Consider the following 19,273-nt stretch of genomic DNA (forward strand, 5'->3'; position numbering starts at 1 on the left):
GGGGTCTCGTCGTGAGTCGTTCGATTAAAAAGTAACCTGCGGTTTCACAATGCGGTGAAATCGAAGGATTGGTACTGATCTGCGCCAATGCCGGCAAAACTCAACAGCGCCGGCAACTGTCGGCCAAAGCCCTGGTAACTGTGGTCGCCGCCGGCCTGGATACGCAAGGCGCAGGCCCGGTAATACTGCTCGGCGAGGCGATAATCCAGTGTTTCGTCCCCGGTCTGCAACCACACCTGATAACGCTGGGCATCCTGGGGCGCTGCAACCTCAAGCGCAGCCAGGGCCGCGACGTGATCGAGGGTCAGTTCCCAGGTTTCACCGGTGTAGAGGTTCTGCTGGGGGCCCAGGTAACCGTCGAACATGCGATGGGGGCTGACCGCCGGGTTGACCAGCAGGGCCTTGAGGCCATGGCGTTCGGCAAGATGGGTTGCATAGTAGCCGCCGAGTGAGCTGCCGACCAGCAGCGGCCGCCCCAGCTCGCTGATCGCCTGCTCCAGCTGGGCAATCGCCTGGCGTGGGTGGTGATGCAAGGCCGGCACCCGCAGTTGGCCAGCCAGACCGAGGCTGTCCATCACGCCCATCAGTTGGCTGGCCTTGGTCGAGGCCGGCGCACTGTTGAAACCGTGGATATACAAGATCGAAGCGGACATGCCGGGCTCTCCGTGCGTTATCAGCCAAAGGGGCGCAGTTTACAGGGAACGGGGGGGTTGTGGGTGCAGCCCATCGCCGCTGGCGGTACTATCGGTTGCGCCGCGTTGATGAGCCGCCAGGCAGGAAAACCGCATGCAACTTGAATGGCTTGAGGATTTTATCGAACTGGCCCGCACCCGCAGCCTGTCGCGGGCCGCCGAAAATCGCTGTGTCACGCACCCGGCGTTCGGCCGACGGATCCGGGCGCTGGAGGAATGGGTCGGCACGCCATTGATCGAGCGCAAACAGCCCCTGTCACTGACGCCTTGCGGCGTGCTGTTCCTGGATGCCGCCACGCAATCCCTGCAATTGCTGAACACCGTCAGGGCGCAATTCAAAGGCAGCCCCCTGAGCCGCGACGAGCCTGTACGGATCGCCACCGGCCGGACCCTGGCCAGTGATTTTTTCCCGGACTGGTACGAGTCACTGCACCAGCGCCTGGGCAACTTTGCGGTGTCATTGGTCACCAGCGGGGCGCAAGAAGCGATCAGCAAGTTGGCCGCCGGCGACGTCGACCTGCTGTTGAGCTTTTCCAGCCCATTGACCCAGACGCTGTTGGACCCGGAGCGTTTCGACTCCCGGGTACTGGCCCGTGAGGAACTGCTGCCGGTCAGCGCGCCGGACGCCAAAGGTCAAGCGCGGCAGCACATATCCGCCAGCCACAGCGCCCTGAGCATCCCCTGGCTGGCCTTCTCGCCCTCCCTGGCCCTGCGCGGCGTGCTGGCCCAACACCTTGAGCGGCTGCCCCAGCACCTGGCATTGCGCATGGTCTACCAGGCTGATTCCTATGACGCCATTCTGGAAATGGCCAAGCGCGGCAGAGGCCTGGCGTGGCTGCCGCGCATGGTGGTCAAGGCTGCGCTGGCCTGCGGCGAGCTGGTGATTGCAGGCGGCCCCGAGTTTCACGTCGGCTTCGACGTCTCGCTGCATCGCCTGCGCACCAACCAGAGCGAAATGGTCATGAGGATCTGGGAAGGCCTGTGACGCGGTCGTGGCCTCAACGTCAAGATGCGTAAAACCCAACGCCTACCGGCCCCGTGCCAAAACAGCTCAAACCTGTGCCGAAACGGCAATTGCCGTTCGTGCGCACTTGATTCACTTTCATCCGGGCTTTCACCCATAACAATTAATGCCTTCGATCTCGCCAGGCCGCGCTGCGGTTCGGCGAATCCGAATGCCAACAGTGAAACAGACCTGGTGCACACTCATGACAGTCCCATCATCCGCCCTATCATCGGCACAGGCTCCAACCCAGCGAGGCCCATGGAAAGAGATCATCGCTGCCAGTGTCGGCAACGCGTTGGAGTTTTATGATTTATTGATCTACGGCTACTTCGCGGTGGTCATCGGCAAACTGTTTTTCCCGTCGGATAACGAAACCACTTCATTGTTGCTGGCCGTAGGTTCGTTCGGCATTTCCTTCCTGATGCGCCCGCTGGGCGCCATTGTGCTCGGCGCCTACACCGACCGGGCCGGGCGAAAGGCCTCGTTAACGATGTCGATCATGATCATGCTGATCGGCACCGCAATAATTACCTTCGCCCCGACCTACGAGCAGATCGGCCTGGCCGCGCCGCTGTTGATCATCGTTGCGCGCATGCTCCAGGGGTTTTCTACGGGCGGTGAGTTTGGGGCGGCGACTGCGTTTATGGTCGAGCACGCCGATACCAAGCGCCGGGGGTTCTTTGCCAGCTGGCAGTTGTCGACCCAGGGACTGGCGACGGTTTTGGCCGCGGGTGTCAGTGCACTCCTCAGTTATGTGCTGTCGGACGTGCAGTTGAACGACTGGGGGTGGCGTGTGGCATTCGGCTTCGGCCTGCTGATCGGGCCCGTGGGTTTCTATATTCGTACGCAAATCGATGAAACCCCGGACTTCAAGAAAAGCGCCGCCAGCACAGCGCTCAAGACACCGCTGCGAGACGTGCTGGTCAAAGGGCACGTCAGCCTGTTGCTGGCTATCGGCGTGGTGGCCGGAGCGACCGCATTCAACTATGTACACAAGCTGTACATGCCGATCTATGCCTTTAAACAACTGAATATCACGGCCACTTCGTCGTATCTCGGCGCCCTGATGACCGGCATCACGCTGATGCTCATGGCCCCGGTATTTGGCGGTTTATCCGATCGCCATGGACGGTTTCGGGTACTGACCATCGCCTTGCTGATTACCGGGCTGTCGTCTTATCCGATGTTCGCACTGCTCAATGCCTTCCCCAGTTTTTCTACATTGCTGGTCGTGCAAGCGCTTGTCGGGTTGTTGATCGCCGCCTGCCTGGGACCGATCCCGGCGATGCTGGCCGATATCTTCCCCACCAGCATTCGCGGGACCGGCCTGGCGCTGAGCTACAACTTTTCCGTCACCCTGTTTGGTGGTTTCGCACCGTTGATCGTGACCTGGATGATCGACGCCAGCGGCAGCAAGCTGGCCCCCAGTTTTTATGTGATGACGACCATTTTGATCAGCGTACTGGCGATTGTCTGCCTGGGCCGACGCATGCGCGGCACCCAGCCAAGCGCCAATTAAGCCAATGCTTGCTGCTTGTCGCGCCCTAATCCCGCGCGACAAGTGCCCCCACCGGTCAGTTGGAGACTGAAATGAAAACCCTTGAGCAGGTTCGTGCAGCACTCAAACCCTACCCCGTGGAAGTCCGGTTCCCTGACCTGAGCCAATGGAAAACCGGCAACGCTGGAATCGACTATATCCACAGCTTCGACAGCGGCAAGCCAGGGCCCCATGTGCTGATCATGGCGCTGACCCATGGCAATGAAGTCAGCGGAGCAATCGCGGTGGACACCCTGTTGCGCAGCGGGGTGCGCCCGCGCCAGGGGCGATTGTCGCTGGGGTTCGCCAATATAGAGGCCTATCAACGCTTCGACCCACAGGACATCGATGCGGCCCGCTTTATTGACGAGGACATGAACCGCGTCTGGCTGCCCGCAACCCTCGACGGCCCGCGCGACTCCGCCGAATTGCGCCGCGCACGGGAGTTGCGACCGCTGATCGACAGTGTGGATTTGCTGCTCGATATCCACTCAATGCACGAAGAATCCCCGCCGCTGATGATGTGCGGCGCCTGCGCCAAAGGCCTGGCGTTCGCCCAATCATTAGGTGTACCGGCAACCATCGTCGCGGACGCCGGCCATGCCAACGGCCAGCGCATGCGGGACTACGGCGGGTTTGGCGATGCCGCCAGCCACAAAAATGCGCTGCTGATCGAGACCGGCCAGCATTTTTCGAAAAAAAGCGAATACGTCGCCCACGATGTGGCGGCACGTTTCCTGATCGCGACTGAAACAGTCGCCGAAACCGACGTGTCGAGGTTTCTGCGCCAGGAAAACCCCGCGCCCCAGCAATGCCTGCAAGTCACCGAGCCCGTCGTCGCCCTCGGTATGGACTTCCGTTTCACCGATGACTTCCGTGGCCTGGAACGGATCACTCACGCAGGAACGGTGATCGCCCGGGACGCTCAGCGCGAAATTGTCACGCCGTACGACAACTGCGTGCTGATCCAGCCTTCGCTGCGGCATCTGGGGCCAGGCGTTACGGTGGTGAGGTTAGCGCGGGACTACCCTCAATAGATCAGTAGCCATTGCTACCGTAATCGACGGTGAATACAAACCCCTGGACCCGCTCCACGCCGGTTTCCAACCGGCCATCGGCATGCAAACGCAGCCAGCGATAGCCGGGGGCCTGTTCGCTGACCTGGAAATCCTCACTGCCCGGGGCGAACTGGATGCAGGTCGACGGCGACGCCAACAGGCGCACGCCCTGGCGCTCCCGGTCGATTTCCTGGTGCACATGCCCCCACAGCACCGCCCGCACCTGGGGAAAGCGGTCGAGCACGGCAAACAGCGCCTCGGGATTGCGCAGGCCGATCGGCTCCATCCAGGCGCAACCAATGGACACCGGGTGATGGTGGAAGCACACCAGGTGATGGCGGCCCGGTGCTTCGCTCAAGGCCTGGGCCAAGCGTTGCAATTGCACATCCGCCAGATAACCCGGCACCGAGCCCGGCACGGCGGAGTCCAGCAAAATGACCCGCCAGTTGCCCACATCCACCACCGGCTCCAGCAGCGCGCTGCCCATGGTCGCCTGGGCCATGACCTGCGGTTCATCGTGGTTGCCCGGAATCCAGCGCGCCGGGGCGCCGATCTGCTGGCTCAGGTCGCGAAACTGTTGGTAGGACTCAAGTGTGCCGTCCTGGGACAGGTCGCCGGTGGCCAGCAGCAAATCAATCTGCGGCTGCTGGGCCAGGACCAGGTCAATCACCCGTTGCAGGCTGTCGCGGGTATTCATGCCCAGCAGCGTGCCGCCGGCCTCGGCAAACAGGTGGCTGTCGGACAGTTGCACCAGCAACACCGGCACATCAGGGTTCACGGTGGATACGCTCGGCAAGGCGTTCTCCCAGGGCAATCACGAAAAAGGGACAATAGGCGCAATTATGCTGGGGCAGGACACAAAGAGGAAACCCGTGAAGCGCACGCCGTTCACCTCTAGCGCACGACTTCAAACTCATGGCCCAGGGCCAGGCAATGGCTCAACCATTCGCCGAGAAACACATTGAGCTGGGCTTTCTCATCGGGCTGGTGCATGAACACATTGGGGTAAGGATAGATGCTGCGAAAGCGCCGCGCATGTTCGGCGCTGACCACTTCGGCCATCCGCGCATCGTGGTACACCTGCACTTCCAGCTGCGGCACCGGCAGCCACGGCAGGCTGTGTTCCTGGCGCACGCGCAGGGTGCTGGTGTACGGGCAGGTGAGGATGACTTCCAGGTTCAGCACGCCGAGCATCTGGTCGCCGTGGGTCACGGCGATCCGTCGCGCTTCGGGCGTGTGGCGCATGTCCGGCAACAGGCGCATCAGCCGTGCATAGTTGGCCTCGCAAGCAGCTTGCAAGCCGATCAGGTCGACCCGGTAGCGTTCCCGTGCCTTTACTGCCATAACCCCCTCACTTCCGCGCGATTAAGCGCAAGCCATTGCAGGGCGATAATGCTGGCTGCGTTGGAAATCTTACCGTCGCGTACCGCTTGCAGGGCGTCTTCAAAGGCCCAGACGGTGACGCGGATATCTTCTGCTTCTTCGGCCAGGCCATGGATCCCGCCGGCACCGGTACTGTCACAACGCCCCAGGAACAGGTGGACGAATTCGGTGCTGCCACCCGGCGAGGGAAAATATTGGGTGATTGGCCACAGCGCAGAGAAGGTCAGCCCAGCTTCCTCCTCGGCTTCGCGGTGCGCAACCTCCTCTGGTTGCTCGTCCTTGTCGATCAGGCCGGCCACCATCTCCACCAGCCAGGGGTTGTCGGTGCGACCCATGGCGCCCACGCGGAACTGTTCGATCAACACCACTTCATCGCGTTGCGCATCGTAGGGCAGGACACAGACGGCATCGTGGCGCACAAAAATCTCGCGGTTGATCACCGGGCTCATGCCGCCGTCGAACAGCTCGTGGCGCAGCTGTACACGATCAAGCTTGTAGAAGCCCTGGTAGGCATTGTCGCGCTGAACCTCTTCAAACCTGGTCGGCGTCGATTTCGCACTGTCGGTCATATCAACCCTCGTTTATTGCGGTGTGTGTCTTGGCATCGCGCCATCCTACAGCGCACGCGCCCGTCGGTGCAGCCCCTTTCCTGTTGCCGGGACAGGCGGCGGCGGTCAAACTCACTGTAATCAGCTTAGTGGCGAACTGACTGGGATGCCGACAGTCGAAGCCCCATATCTTTCGCTCTTCTCCGCTTTATGAAGGACGCCCATGTCGCTGTTAAAAGTCGCCTCCGTGGCCTGTATTGCCCTGACCCTCGGCGCTTGCCAGAGCCTGTTCCAACCCAGCTACCGTGCACCGCTGGAAGCCACCCGCGATGCCTCCGAGGTGGTGCAACCCGGCTGCACCGCCGCCGATTGCCCACTGGTGAACATCGATACGGTGCATTTCGCCAACGAGCCCAAGCTCGATGCCCTGATCGAGCAACGCTTGCTGGAAATGACCCGCACCGCCCCCGGCGTGCCACTGCCAGCCTCGCTGAATGCCTATCGGGAAAAATTCCTACGCGAGTCCGGCCCGCGCAACAGTATGTATTTGCAGGCCAAGGTACGGGAGCAGCATGACGGCTTGGTGATCATCGAACTGTCCAGCTACCTGGACACCGGCGGCGCCCATGGCGAACCCGGTCGTGGCTTTATCAACTACTCGCGCCAGCAGCAGAAAAACCTGACCCTGACGGACATGTTGCGCCCCGGCAAGGAAGATGCGTTCTGGAAAGCCGCCCAGGTGGCCCACAACAGCTGGCTGATCAGCACCCGCCTGAGCCTGGAGCCGGAGTACGTGAAAAGCTGGCCCTTCCAGAAAACCCCGAACGTGGCGCTGACCTACGGCGCGGTGGTGCTCAAGTACCCCACCACCACCATTGCGCCCTACGCCATGGGCCACGTCGAGTTGCAGATTCCTTACGCGCGCCTCGACGGCATCATCAAGCCTGAGCTAGTGCCTGCACGCCGCTGAAGATTGATCGTTCCCACGTTCCGCGTGGGAATGCCGCGTTGGACGCTCTGCGTCCGCGTTGTGACGCGAAGCGTCACGGGATGCATTCCCACGCAGAGCGTGGGAACGATCATTGGGGTCAGACCTTTTTGTAGAGCTGACTGCCCTCCTGCTTGAACCGCTGCGCCTGTTCGGCCAAGCCCTTGGCCACATCCACGTCCACCGCTTCGATGCGCTGGTTGGCCGCGTATTCGCGCACTTCCTGGGTGATTTTCATCGAGCAGAATTTCGGCCCGCACATCGAGCAGAAATGCGCGACCTTGGCCGAGTCCTTGGGCAGGGTTTCATCGTGATAGGAGCGTGCGGTGTCCGGGTCCAGGCCGAGATTGAACTGGTCTTCCCAGCGGAACTCGAACCGTGCCTTGCTCAAGGCGTTGTCGCGGATCTGCGCGCCGGGATGGCCCTTGGCCAAATCCGCCGCGTGGGCCGCGATTTTGTAGGTGATGATCCCGGTCTTCACGTCATCCTTGTTCGGCAGGCCCAGGTGTTCCTTGGGCGTGACGTAGCACAGCATGGCGCAACCGAACCAGCCGATCATCGCCGCGCCGATCCCCGAGGTAATGTGGTCGTAGCCGGGCGCGATATCGGTGGTCAGCGGGCCCAGGGTGTAGAACGGCGCTTCGTCGCAGCACTCCAGCTGTTTGTCCATGTTCTCCTTGATCAACTGCATCGGCACATGGCCAGGGCCTTCGATCATGGTTTGCACGTCGTGCTTCCAGGCAATCTTGGTCAACTCGCCAAGGGTTTCCAGCTCACCGAACTGCGCCGCATCGTTGGCGTCGGCAATCGAGCCCGGACGCAGGCCATCGCCGAGGGAGAAGCTGACGTCATAGGCCTTCATGATTTCGCAGATTTCGTCGAAATGCGTGTAGGTAAAGTTCTCTTTATGGTGCGCCAGGCACCACTTGGCCATGATCGAGCCGCCCCGGGACACAATGCCGGTGACGCGCTTGGCGGTCAGCGGTACATAGCGCAGCAACACGCCGGCGTGGATGGTGAAGTAATCGACGCCCTGCTCGGCCTGTTCGATCAAGGTGTCGCGGAACAGCTCCCAGGTCAGGTCTTCGGCGGCGCCGCCGACTTTTTCCAGGGCCTGGTAGATCGGCACGGTGCCGATCGGCACCGGCGAGTTGCGGATGATCCACTCGCGGGTTTCGTGGATGTGCTTGCCGGTGGACAGGTCCATCACCGTGTCCGACCCCCAGCGAATGCCCCAGGTGAGTTTCGCCACTTCTTCTTCGATGGACGAACCCAGGGCGCTGTTGCCGATATTGCCGTTGATCTTCACCAGGAAGTTACGGCCGATGATCATCGGTTCCAGTTCGGTGTGGTTGATGTTGGCCGGAATGATGGCGCGGCCACGGGCGATTTCTTCGCGCACGAACTCCGGGGTGATGATTTTCGGCACGCTGGCACCAAAGCTGTGCCCGGCGTGCTGCTGCTCGAGCAGGCCACTGGCGCGGGCTTCTTCGAGCTTCATGTTTTCGCGGATGGCGACGTATTCCATCTCGGCGGTGATGATGCCCTGGCGCGCGTAGTGCATCTGCGTGACGTTGGCCCCGGCCTTGGCGCGGCGTGGGTTTTTTACGTGGGCAAAACGCAGGGCGGTCAGTTCGGCATCGCTCAGGCGCTGTTGGCCAAAGTGCGAACTGAGGCCCGGCAGGCGCTCGGTGTCGCCACGGGACTCGATCCATGGCGAGCGCACATCGCCCAGGCCTTTGCGCACGTCGATGATGACATTCGGGTCGGTGTACGGGCCGGAGGTGTCGTAGACCACCACCGGTGCATTGATCTCACCGCCGAAGTCGGTGGGGGTCACGTCCAGGCTGACTTCGCGCATCGGCACGCGGATATCCGGGCGAGTGCCCTGCACATAGACTTTTTGCGAGCGGGTAAAGGGCTGCACAGATCCCGAGTCAACCTTGGCCGACTCACTCAAATGCACGGTGTTTTTTAGTTTTGTACTCATCACGGGCTCTCCAGACACATCCAGGCAGTGGATTTTTGTCGGAGCGAACCTGTGACGGATGGACGCACTGGAGGCAGTGCTGTGCTTGGTGCACGAGGGCTGTTCGATTGTCGAACAACATCCCGGACGAAGCACAAGAGGACTCGCCGGGTGACGAGAAATCTTGTTCCCTACGCAGGCGCTAACCTGATCAGGTTCAACGGGATCCGGTATTGACCGATCTCAGCCTCATAGCAAGGCACCCCGACAAGAACGCGGCCAGTCTAGACCATGGAGCAGGCAAATTGCCAATAGCGGTGCATTCAGCATGATGAATGGCGCAATTACAGGATTGTTGTGCCGGGGTGCGACCACTACACTCGGCTCCTGCCTCAGCGGCTTGACGCTATGGATTGCTCGTCGTAGCCTTGGGCGCTAAATTATTGTCGTAATATTTATCTAGGGATCGCCTCATGCTGCGCAAACTTTCACTGGCTCTTGCCGTGTCTTGTGCGACCAATGGACTGGTCTGGGCAGCAGAAGCGCCCTTGTCGACCAAAACCGACCTGGTCAGCGTCTACCAGGAAGCGGTGGACAACAACGCCGACCTGGCTGCCGCCCGCGCCCAATATGGCGCGCAGAAAGAAGTGGTGCCCCAGGCCCGCGCCGGCTTGCTGCCCAACCTTTCGGCCGGGGCCGACGTGAACAACGTGCGCACCCAGATCGATACCCCGTCGGCCACCGCCAATCGCGACGCCCATACCTGGCGCGCGACCCTGAGCCAGCCACTGTTCCGTGCCGACCGCTGGTTCCAGTTGCAAGCCGCCGAAGCCGTCAATGAACAAGCCGCCCTGCAACTGTCGGCCACCGAGCAGGAATTGATCCTGCAAAGTGCCGAAAACTATTTCGCCGTGTTGCGTGCCCAGGACAACCTGGCCTCGACCAAGGCCGAAGAAGCCGCCTTCAAGCGCCAACTGGACCAGTCCAACGAGCGTTTCGACGTGGGCCTGTCGGACAAGACCGACGTGCTGCAATCCCAGGCCAGCTATGACACCGCGCGAGCCAACCGGATCCTCGCCCAGCGCCAGGTGGATGATGCGTTTGAAGCGCTGATCACCCTGACCAACCGCCAATACAATTCGATCCAGGGCATCGTCCATACCTTGCCGGTGTTACCACCGGCACCGAACGATGCCAAGGCCTGGGTCGACACCGCCGGGCGGCAGAACCTGAACCTGCTGGCCAGCAACTATGCGGTCACCGCCGCCGAAGAAACCCTCAAGCAACGCAAGGCCGGCCACGCGCCGACCCTGGACGCGGTGGCGCAATACGAGAAAGGCGACAATGACGCCCTCGGTTTACGCAACCCCAATGCCTTCGGTCAGCCTTATGGCGGTGATGTCGAGCAGCGCACCATCGGCCTGCGCCTGAACATCCCGTTGTACAGCGGCGGCCTCACCAGCTCCCAGGTGCGCGAATCCTATTCGCGCCTGGGCCAGACCGAACAGCAACGCGAAGGCCTGCGCCGCCAGGTGGTGGAAAACACCCGCAACCTGCACCGCGCGGTCAACACCGACGTCGAACAGGTGCAGGCGCGCCGCCAGTCGATCATCTCCAACCAGAGCGCAGTGGAAGCCACGGAAATCGGTTACCAGGTGGGCACGCGCAATATCGTCGATGTGCTGGATTCGCAGCGCCAGCTCTACGCGTCGGTGCGCAACTACAACAACAGCCGCTATGACTACATCCTCGACAACCTGCGCTTGAAGCAGGCGGCGGGGACATTGAACCCGGGGGACTTGCAGGACCTGGCGCGGTACCTGAAGGCCGACTACAACCCGGACAAGGACTTCCTGCCGCCGGATCTGGCCAAGGCTGCGGCCGAACAACTGAAGGCCCGCCCTGGTAACTAAACCCACCACATAAGCCAGCTCCCACAGGTCAGGCTTTGAGCAGTCTGTCCAAGCCATCGAGCAAGCGCTTCAACGCACCCTGGTTGGCCTGCATCACCTTGAGCCCCGCCTGCGCCATCTTCTGGGCATCCTGCGGCAGTTCAAACAACTGCCGCACCGCCTCGGCCAACCCTTCAGCATCATCCACTGCCTGCAACGCCCCGGCCTCGCGCATCAGCGCGGCGATTTCGAGGAAGTTGAACAGGTGCGGACCGCTGATCACCGGCTTGGCCAGCGCCGCCGGCTCCAGCAGGTTATGCCCGCCATTGGGCACCAGGCTGCCGCCGACGAAAGCGCTATCGGCCAAGGCGTAGAGAAACAGCAACTCGCCCATGGTGTCGCCCAGCAACACCGAGGTCTCGGCATCGACCGGCGCGTCGCTGGAGCGCTGCACCGTGGCAAAACCCTGCTGTTGGCACAGCTCCAGCACTGCGTTGAACCGCTCTGGATGACGGGGCACCAGGATCAGCAGCGCATTGGGGTAGCTGGCCAACAGTTGCCGATGCGCAGCCAGCACCACGGCATCTTCACCCTCATGGGTACTGGCGGCGATCCACACCGGGCGCTCGCTGGCCTGCCACTGTTCGCGCAAGGCCGCGGCACGCGCCAGCAGTTGCGGGTCGATGCTCAGGTCAAACTTGATCGAGCCGGTGACTTCAACCGTTTCGGCGCGCGCACCCAGGCTGCGAAAGCGCTCGGCCTCGGTGGCGGTCTGCACGGCAAACAGGCTCATTTCTGCCAGCATCGGCGCCGTCAGCTTGGCGAAACGTGCATAGCCCTTGGCCGAGCGTGCTGACAGCCGCGCATTGGCCAGGGCCACGGGAATCCCGCGCTTGGCACATTGGTGGATATGGTTGGGCCACAACTCGGTTTCCATGATGACCGCAAGCTTAGGCTGCACCCGGTCCAGAAAACGCTTGGCGGCACACGGTAAATCGTAGGGCAGGTAGCAATGCTGGATGCGCGGCTCATGGGCGAACAGTGCCTGGATCCGCTCGGAACCGGTGGGCGTCATGCAGGTGACGGTGATCGGCAACTCAGGATGACGCTCCAGCAAGCCACGGATCATCGGCGCGGCCGCGATGCTCTCGCCCACCGACACCGCATGCACCCAGATCCCGCCGGGCTTGAGCACCGGCAAGCCGTAGGAAAAGCGCTCGCTGACGCGCTTGGCGTAGGCCGGCGCCTTGCGGGCCCGTAGCCAAAGTCGTAAGGCCACCAACGGCAGCGCCAGGTAAAACACACAGCTGTAGAGAGTTCTATTCATGGCGGCGGAGTTTATCGGCTTTTTCAGCCGATCGCCTGCAAACACGCGGTAAAACGTTCGGCCAGAAAACGCGCCGCCGGGCCCAGGGGCTCATCGCGCCGCCACACCAGTTCCACCACCAGGGCCGGCGGGGTCCATTCGCTGTCCAGCTCGACCATCTGCCCCTGATACGTGGGGTATTGCACCACATGCCGGGGCAACCAGGCCCAGCCCAGGCCCCGGGCCAGCCACTCGGCCAGCACGTAGAAACTGTCGGCGCGCCACACCTGCGGGCTGGCCGCCTCGCTGCCGGGGTAGACGCTGGTCTGGGTCGACATCAGCAACTGGCGAAACTGCGCCAGGCGCTGGCAATCGACAAACCCACCCCGGGCCAGCGGATGGCCGACGCCGCACACCGTGACCATCTCCACACTGCCGACCACCCGCCGCTCCAGGGCTTCGGGGATCTGGTCGTGATAGAACAGCAACCCCAGGTCGGCCTTGCGCTCCACCAGCTTGCGTGCGACATCACCTTGGGCTGTGCTGGACAATTGCACTTCCAGGCTGGGAAATTTCCCGGCCAGCGCCTCAAGGCTGTCGAGCACCGGCTGATACAGCATGGCTTCGTCCTGGGCCAGGCGCAGTCGTGCTTCTTCGCCGCGCATCAGGGACAGGGCGCGGCCATTGAGGCGCTCACACTGGCGCAGCACTTCCCGGGCTTCTTCCAGCAGGACCGCGCCGGCCGCCGTCAAACGGGGCTGGCGACCGCTGCTGCGATCAAACAGGCTCACGCCCAGGTCGGCCTCCAGCAAGGCAATGCCATTACTCACCGCCGACTGCGCCTTGCGCTGGTCCCGCGCCACCGCCGAAAACGAGCGCTGCTCGGCGACGCTGACAAACAGGCGCATCTGCTCCAGGTTCCACTGCACGCTCATTGGCTCAACCCATCTTAAATTCGGATAGGTAATGACTTTACCCCATCTATGAAGTCTCTAGAATGCCGGCCTTGTTACGCGCCCCTATTTCCGAGGAACACCCCCATGAACGCCGCCTACTACTACCTGGCCATTGCCATCTGCTCGGAAGTGATCGCTACCGTTTCCATGAAAGCGATCAAGGGCTGGAGCACGCCGATCCCGCTGCTGCTGGTTATCGTCGGCTATGGCGTGGCGTTCTGGATGCTGACCCTGGTGGTGCGCACCGTGCCGGTGGGCGTGGCCTACGCGGTGTGGGCGGGGCTGGGGATCGTCATGGTCAGCATCGCGGCGCTGTTTATCTATGGGCAGAAGCTCGATCTACCGGCGATGCTGGGAATGGGCCTGATTGTGCTGGGGGTGGTGGTGATTCAGTTGTTTTCAAAAGCAGCGGGCCACTGACCTTCTACAGTTGTTGATCCTGGGCAAAGATCCCGCTGTCGAGTCTGTATACTTGGCCTCTTGTTCTGAACACTGAGGTCGCCCCATGCCATCCGTTATTTCCACCGACGTCCTGATTGTCGGCGCCGGGGTTGCCGGCCTCTGGCTCAATGCGCGCCTGCGCAGCCAGGGGTTTTCCACGCTTGTGGTGGAGAACGCGACCCTGGGTGGTGGGCAGAGCGTGAAGTCTCAGGGGATCATTCACGGTGGTGCAAAATACGCCCTACATGGCGCCCTGACCGGTGCCTCCGAAGCCATTGCCGATATGCCACGACGCTGGCGCGAAGCCCTGGCGGGCACCGGCGAGCTGGACCTGACGGGCGTGCGCCTGCTGTCCCAGGCCCATTACCTGTGGTCGCCGGGCACCCTGGCCGGCAACCTCACCAGTTTCTTCGCCAGCAAGGCGGTGCGGGGCCGCGTCGACCAGGTCAAGGGCGACGATTTGCCGCCGGCCCTGCAAGACCGCCGCTTCAAGGGCAAGGTCTATCGCCTGGCCGAACTGGTGGTGGATGTACCGAGCCTGATCGAACGCCTGGCACAACTGGCTGGCGACGGCCTGCTCGCCGGGCAACAGATCGAGCCGCTGCTGGAAGGTGGCCTGCTGGTCGGCCTGAAAGTCGATGGCCGGGCGATCCGCGCCCAGCGCATCGTGCTGAGTGCCGGCGGCGGCACCGCCGAGCTGCTGACGGCCCTGGGCCTGAGCCAGCCGGCCATGCAAAAGCGCCCGCTGCATATGATCATCGCCAAGGGCCCCGGCCTCAAACCCCTGTATGCGCACTGCCTGGGCGGCGGCACCAAGCCACGGATCACCATCACCACGCACCCGGCCGCCGATGGCAACTGGGTGTGGTACATGGGCGGCGATATTGCCGAGACCGAAGGCGTGCACCGCACGCCCGCCGAACAGATCGCCACGGCGCAAAAGGAGCTGGCACAGCTGCTGCCGTGGATCGATATGAGCCAGGTCCAGTGGGCGACCCTGCGGGTGGATCGCGCCGAACCCCTGCAAACGGGCCTGACCCGGCCAGACAATGCGTTCCTCGCCGAACAGGGCCGCCTGTTGGTGGGCTGGCCAACCAAGCTGGCCCTGGCGCCGGACTTCGCCGACCGCGTGCTGAGCGCCCTGGAACGTGACGGCATCCAGCCAACGCCAAGCGCACCGCTGCCCGAGCTGCCACGCCCGACCATCGCCCAACCTGCCTGGGAGCAATTGTTGCCATGAGCCTGCCGACCCTGCATGACCTTCATCGCCCCCTGGGCAGCACCGGCCTGCTGGTGTCGCCACTGGGCCTGGGCACCGTAAAGCTGGGGCGCGACCAGGGGGTGAAGTACCCCAATGGTTTCCAGATCCCCAACGATGAAGAAGCGCGGATGTTGCTGCGCCAGGCCCGCGAGCTGGGGATCAACCTGATCGACACCGCCCCGGCCTACGGTCACAGTGAAGAACGCCTGGGGCCGCTGCTGCGGGGCCAGCGCCAGGACTGGGTGATTGTCAGCAAGGTCGGCGAAGAGTTTGCCGACGGCGTATCCCACCATGATTTCAGCGCAGCCCACACCCGGCGGTCCGTGGAGCGCAGCCTGAAACGCCTGGAAACGGATTTTATCGACCTGGTGCTGGTGCATTCCGACGGCAACGACTTGCATATCCTCAACGATTGCGAGGTCTACCAGACCCTGGCGCAACTCAAGGCCGAGGGCAAGATTCGCGGTTTCGGTTTCTCGGGCAAAACCGTCGAAGGCGGGGTGAAGGCTCTGGAACAAGGCGATTGCGCGATGGTCACCTACAATCTGAACGAGCAAAACGAAAAAGCCGTGATCGATTACGCCGCCGCCCATGGCAAAGGCATCCTGGTGAAAAAGGCCCTGGCCAGTGGCCATGCATGCCTTGAACCAGGAATGGATCCAATTCATGCCAGTTTCGTCTTGTTGTTTGCGCAAACGGGCGTGGCCAGTGCTATTGTCGGCACCATCAACCCGCTGCACCTTGCCCATAACGTAGCAACCGCTGCCCAGATCATTCGCCAATCCTGATGCCGCCGACGCGGCCGACCCCGACGCAAGAAGGAGCCGACATGCCGCGAACGCTCATAAGAAAAAACCCCAGCAACTTCAAGACTCTGCCGCTGTACGTCGAAGCCACCCCCGAAGGCCTGAGCTACCAGAGCGTGGGCATGCCGCTCAACTTTGCCCAGACCCTGCAACGACGCAAGCCGGTGGAGGTGGCGGATGCCGAGCGCTTTGCCCTGGAGTTGGCCAACCTCGGGGTATCGGTGCGCCTGACCCTGCATTGGCAAAACCGCGATTACTGGGTCTTGGTGCGCCAGCGCCGGCAGGACCGGGGCGATGTGGTGCTCAAGCTGATTTCCGGCTACGTGCCGGCCCACGAACTGAACCTGCCGCTGCACACCGCCATCCAGGAAATCGCCGAGGAATGCCTGCTGGAAACCCCGGAAGGCTGGCTAGGCGGGCGCTTCAACGACACCTGGCTGCCGGCGCCCTACTCCGCCGCCCTGCATTACCGCGAGGCCTTGCCGTTTCGCCTGTCGCCGTTGTCCGGCGCCGCCCGCCCGGTGCGCTGCGCCAATATGCAGTTGATCGAGCGCCCCCGGGCCTATGTGCACCTGCCCACGGCCTCCCTGCAATTGATCTATGACCTGCGCCTGGAAGTGCCCAAGGAAGCCAAGTCCCTGAGCCTGTTCCATGTGGACGAACGCCTGGAGGGCGACCAACTGGTGGCGCGCCTGGACCGCCAGCGCCCGGACTTGTACCTGATGCCCCTCAAGGACGGCCAGCCATGCGCCGAGCTGTATACCCTGAAGAAGGATCAACTGATCCCGGCGAGCACCCGTGGGGTGTACCTGGCCGAGAGTTTTGCCCAGCAGGAAGGCTGGTTGGTACGTGACGAGCGGATCAAGTGGAAGGATTGGCTCCAGCAACAGGGCCTGAGCGCGCCAGAGAAGGAATCGAAGTTGAAACAGCTGACCGGGCGGGCCAGGCAGATCCTGCGCAAGATGGTGCCGAAGAAGGCGGGTCGCTGAAGCAGCCCCGCCTGTGGCGAGCGATGCCTACGGGTTGAGCAGCTTTTCCAGGCCAACCTTCAACGGTGTCGGCTCAGGCAATGTGAAACTCGCCGCCAAGCGCTGGTTATTAGCCCTGGAATGCCGGATATCCCCCGAGCGCGGCGCCGTGTAGCTGACAGCCGGCAACGCGCCGACAATTTCCGACAGTGCCTGCAGCAGCTGCTTGAGGGTGGTGGTGCGGTTCCAGCCGACATTGATCGCGCCCAGAGGCGCATCGGCCATTTCCACGGCTTGCACCAGCACAGCCACCAGGTCCCCGACGTACATGAAGTCACGGGTTTGCTCACCGTCGCCAAACACGGCAATCGGCAGGCCTTTTTGCACGCGCTCGCTGAAGATGCTGATCACCCCGGAATACGGCGATGAAGGGTCCTGGCGCGGGCCAAAGATATTGAAGAAGCGGAAAATCACCGGCTCCAGGCCATGCTGGCGCCGATAGAAGTCAAAGTAGTGCTCGCTGGCCAGCTTGTCCGAGGCATACGGCGTCAACGGGGCCTTGGCGGTTTGCTCGTCGATGGAGTCGCCCTCGCCATTGTTGCCATACACCGCTGCGCTGGAAGCAAACACCACGCGCTTGACCCCAGCCTGGCGCATGGCTTCGCAAACGTTCAGGCTACCCACGAAGTTGCTCTGGTGCGTACTGACCGGGTCATCCACCGACGCCTGCACCGAAGCGACGGCCGCCAGGTGCACCACCGCCGTCGCCCCTACCGCCGCGCGCGCGACCAGCGCCGCATCGGCCACATCGCCTTCGAGCAGTTGCAGGCGCGGGTTATCCAGCGGCAGGTTGCTGCGCTTGCCGGTGGACAGGTTATCCAGCACGCGCACCGCGTAGCCCTTGGCCAGCAGTGCATCGACCAGATTGGAACCGATAAAGCCGGCACCGCCGGTAATCAGTACAAGAGCATCAGACATAGCGGTAAAACCTATTGAGCGGCATCGTTGGTTTGGCGAATTTTTTCGACAATCGCGGTGGTCGAGCTGTTTTCCACCAGCCCCAAGACTTTGACCTTGCCACCATAGGCGTTGACGATATCGGCACCGACCACCTGGTCGACCGAGTAATCCCCCCCCTTGACCAACACGTCCGGCTTGACCTGGGCCAGCAGGTTTTCCGGGGTGCCCTCGGAGAAGCTGATCACCCAGTCCACCGCGCCCAACCCAGCCAGCACCGCCATGCGCCGGTCCACACTGTTGATCGGCCGACCCGGCCCTTTCAGGCGGCTGACCGACGCATCGTCGTTGATCGCCACGATCAGGCGATCACCCTGGGCGCGAGCCTGCTCCAGGTAGGTCACATGGCCAGCATGCAGGATGTCGAAACAACCGTTGGTGAAGACGATGCTTTCGTTATGCGCCCGGGCATCGTCAATCGCCAGCAGCAATTGCTCAAGGCTCAACACGCCACGCTCCGAGCCTTCCTCACGCTGGATCGCGCGACGCAGTTCCGGGGCGCTGATGGACGCAGTACCCAGCTTGCCCACCACGATGCTCGCCGCCAGGTTGGCCAGGGCCACCGCGTGGGGCAATTCCTCGCCGGCCGCGATCGCCGCCGCCAGGGTGGAGATCACCGTGTCGCCGGCGCCGGTGACATCGAATACTTCCCGCGCCCGCGCCGGCAAGTGCATGGCCGGGTGGCCGGGGCGCAGCAGGGTCATGCCGTGTTCGCCACGGGTCACCAGCAAGGCGCCGAGGTCGAGGTCGGCCATCAGGCTGGCGCCTTTGCTCACCAAATCGTGCTCATCGACACAACCGCCGACGATGGTTTCAAATTCGCTGAGGTTCGGCGTGATCAGGCTGGCGCCTCGGTACACCGAGAAGTCCTTGCCCTTGGGATCGGCCAGCACCGGGATACCCCGGGCCTTGGCGGCCTGGATCAGCACCTGGTGGTTTTTCAATGCACCTTTGCCGTAGTCCGACAGCACCAATACCTTGATGCCTTCGAGCAACGCATCGACCTGGTCACTGAGGGCCAGGGCGTCGGTGGCAAAGGGTTCTTCAAAATCGATACGCAGCAATTGCTGGTGACGGCTCATGACCCGCAGCTTGACGATGGTCGGCTGGTGGGCAATACGCTGGAACAGGGCACGCACGCCAGCGCCGCGCAGGCTGTTGGTCAGGCTGTCGGCGGCTTCGTCGTCACCGGTCACGCCGACCAGGGAGGCCGGGGCGCCGAGTGCGGCGATGTTAAGGGCGACGTTGGCAGCGCCGCCTGGGCGGTCTTCGATTTGCTCGACCTTGACTACCGGTACCGGTGCCTCAGGGGAAATCCGTGAGGTACCGCCATGCCAGTAACGGTCGAGCATGACATCGCCGACCACCAAGACAGGGGCTTGATCGAATCGCGGCATGGACAACTTCATGGAGCAACCCACATACAAAATGAACAGGGGCGCGAT

Annotated in this window: 18 protein-coding genes and 1 riboswitch; of the genes, 9 read left to right on the plus strand and 9 right to left on the minus strand. The window is 62.5% G+C overall.

The features are described from left to right. Positions 1–44: 44 nt before the first annotated feature. Positions 45–653, minus strand: coding sequence for a YqiA/YcfP family alpha/beta fold hydrolase (locus tag BLL38_RS05320; protein WP_076961595.1), 609 nt, complete (start codon positions 651–653; stop codon positions 45–47). Positions 654–786: 133 nt separating this feature from the next. Here BLL38_RS05320 and BLL38_RS05325 point away from each other — a divergent pair, with 133 nt between their 5' ends. The 3 genes from BLL38_RS05325 to BLL38_RS05335 all read left to right on the plus strand — a co-directional run bounded on the left by BLL38_RS05325 (position 787) and on the right by BLL38_RS05335 (position 4,272). Then, entirely contained in the window at positions 787–1,677 is an 891-nt protein-coding gene (locus tag BLL38_RS05325) for a LysR family transcriptional regulator (protein WP_076961596.1), read from the plus strand. A gap of 223 nt (positions 1,678–1,900) precedes the next feature. Next, complete coding sequence (locus BLL38_RS05330; protein WP_076961597.1) at positions 1,901–3,217, plus strand: MFS transporter; 1,317 nt, start codon at positions 1,901–1,903, stop codon at positions 3,215–3,217. A 71-nt stretch (positions 3,218–3,288) separates the two neighbouring features. After that, positions 3,289–4,272: a M14 family metallopeptidase gene (locus BLL38_RS05335; RefSeq protein WP_076961598.1), complete on the plus strand. Its 984-nt coding sequence runs from the start codon at positions 3,289–3,291 to the stop codon at positions 4,270–4,272. Between the two features lies 1 nt (position 4,273). Here BLL38_RS05335 and cpdA read toward each other — a convergent pair whose 3' ends face one another. The 3 genes from cpdA to BLL38_RS05350 form a co-directional block, all read right to left on the minus strand. Further along, positions 4,274–5,089: a 3',5'-cyclic-AMP phosphodiesterase gene (gene cpdA, locus BLL38_RS05340; protein ID WP_076961599.1), complete on the minus strand. Its 816-nt coding sequence runs from the start codon at positions 5,087–5,089 to the stop codon at positions 4,274–4,276. A gap of 98 nt (positions 5,090–5,187) precedes the next feature. Next, a complete protein-coding gene (locus BLL38_RS05345; RefSeq protein WP_076961600.1) occupies positions 5,188–5,637 on the minus strand; it encodes a DUF1249 domain-containing protein in 450 nt (149 codons plus the stop codon). Continuing rightward, positions 5,628–6,245, minus strand: a complete 618-nt coding sequence (locus tag BLL38_RS05350; protein WP_076961601.1) for an NUDIX domain-containing protein — start codon at positions 6,243–6,245, stop codon at positions 5,628–5,630. Before BLL38_RS05350 ends, BLL38_RS05345 begins: the two co-directional genes overlap by 10 nt. A gap of 202 nt (positions 6,246–6,447) precedes the next feature. Here BLL38_RS05350 and BLL38_RS05355 point away from each other — a divergent pair, with 202 nt between their 5' ends. Beyond that, complete coding sequence (locus tag BLL38_RS05355) at positions 6,448–7,194, plus strand: RsiV family protein (RefSeq protein WP_076961602.1); 747 nt, start codon at positions 6,448–6,450, stop codon at positions 7,192–7,194. A 118-nt stretch (positions 7,195–7,312) separates the two neighbouring features. Here BLL38_RS05355 and thiC read toward each other — a convergent pair whose 3' ends face one another. Beyond that, positions 7,313–9,202 (minus strand): phosphomethylpyrimidine synthase ThiC, encoded by a 1,890-nt coding sequence (gene thiC, locus BLL38_RS05360; protein WP_076961603.1) that lies wholly within the window; start codon positions 9,200–9,202, stop codon positions 7,313–7,315. 150 nt (positions 9,203–9,352) lie between these two features. Continuing rightward, positions 9,353–9,458: riboswitch (TPP riboswitch) on the minus strand. 196 nt (positions 9,459–9,654) lie between these two features. Between thiC and BLL38_RS05365 the strand changes: the two genes are divergently transcribed. Then, positions 9,655–11,094: a TolC family outer membrane protein gene (locus tag BLL38_RS05365; RefSeq protein ID WP_076961604.1), complete on the plus strand. Its 1,440-nt coding sequence runs from the start codon at positions 9,655–9,657 to the stop codon at positions 11,092–11,094. Positions 11,095–11,122: 28 nt separating this feature from the next. Here the strand turns inward: BLL38_RS05365 and waaA are convergent, their stop codons facing one another. Beyond that, positions 11,123–12,400 carry a lipid IV(A) 3-deoxy-D-manno-octulosonic acid transferase gene (gene waaA, locus BLL38_RS05370; RefSeq protein WP_076961605.1) on the minus strand — a complete coding sequence of 426 codons (1,278 nt, stop codon included), beginning with the start codon at positions 12,398–12,400 and terminating at the stop codon, positions 11,123–11,125. A 23-nt stretch (positions 12,401–12,423) separates the two neighbouring features. After that, positions 12,424–13,314: a LysR family transcriptional regulator gene (locus BLL38_RS05375; RefSeq protein WP_076961606.1), complete on the minus strand. Its 891-nt coding sequence runs from the start codon at positions 13,312–13,314 to the stop codon at positions 12,424–12,426. Positions 13,315–13,419: 105 nt separating this feature from the next. Here BLL38_RS05375 and BLL38_RS05380 point away from each other — a divergent pair, with 105 nt between their 5' ends. The 4 genes from BLL38_RS05380 to BLL38_RS05395 all read left to right on the plus strand — a co-directional run bounded on the left by BLL38_RS05380 (position 13,420) and on the right by BLL38_RS05395 (position 16,832). Further along, positions 13,420–13,755 carry a DMT family transporter gene (locus BLL38_RS05380; RefSeq protein ID WP_076961607.1) on the plus strand — a complete coding sequence of 112 codons (336 nt, stop codon included), beginning with the start codon at positions 13,420–13,422 and terminating at the stop codon, positions 13,753–13,755. Between the two features lie 85 nt (positions 13,756–13,840). Continuing rightward, complete coding sequence (locus tag BLL38_RS05385; RefSeq protein ID WP_076961608.1) at positions 13,841–15,016, plus strand: NAD(P)/FAD-dependent oxidoreductase; 1,176 nt, start codon at positions 13,841–13,843, stop codon at positions 15,014–15,016. After that, entirely contained in the window at positions 15,013–15,825 is an 813-nt protein-coding gene (locus BLL38_RS05390; protein ID WP_076961609.1) for an aldo/keto reductase, read from the plus strand. Before BLL38_RS05385 ends, BLL38_RS05390 begins: the two co-directional genes overlap by 4 nt. A gap of 41 nt (positions 15,826–15,866) precedes the next feature. Then, the gene (locus BLL38_RS05395) at positions 15,867–16,832 is read left to right on the plus strand and encodes a metal ABC transporter ATPase (RefSeq protein WP_076961610.1); all 966 of its coding nucleotides are present in this window, start codon (positions 15,867–15,869) and stop codon (positions 16,830–16,832) included. A 27-nt stretch (positions 16,833–16,859) separates the two neighbouring features. Here BLL38_RS05395 and BLL38_RS05400 read toward each other — a convergent pair whose 3' ends face one another. Together BLL38_RS05400 and hldE are read right to left on the minus strand one after the other, a co-directional pair. After that, entirely contained in the window at positions 16,860–17,789 is a 930-nt protein-coding gene (locus tag BLL38_RS05400) for an NAD-dependent epimerase/dehydratase family protein (RefSeq protein WP_076961611.1), read from the minus strand. A gap of 11 nt (positions 17,790–17,800) precedes the next feature. Beyond that, positions 17,801–19,237, minus strand: coding sequence for a bifunctional D-glycero-beta-D-manno-heptose-7-phosphate kinase/D-glycero-beta-D-manno-heptose 1-phosphate adenylyltransferase HldE (hldE, locus tag BLL38_RS05405; RefSeq protein WP_076961627.1), 1,437 nt, complete (start codon positions 19,235–19,237; stop codon positions 17,801–17,803). Positions 19,238–19,273 lie beyond the last annotated feature (36 nt).

The sequence above is a fragment of the Pseudomonas gessardii genome (assembly GCF_001983165.1).
Lineage (GTDB): Bacteria > Pseudomonadota > Gammaproteobacteria > Pseudomonadales > Pseudomonadaceae > Aquipseudomonas > Aquipseudomonas gessardii.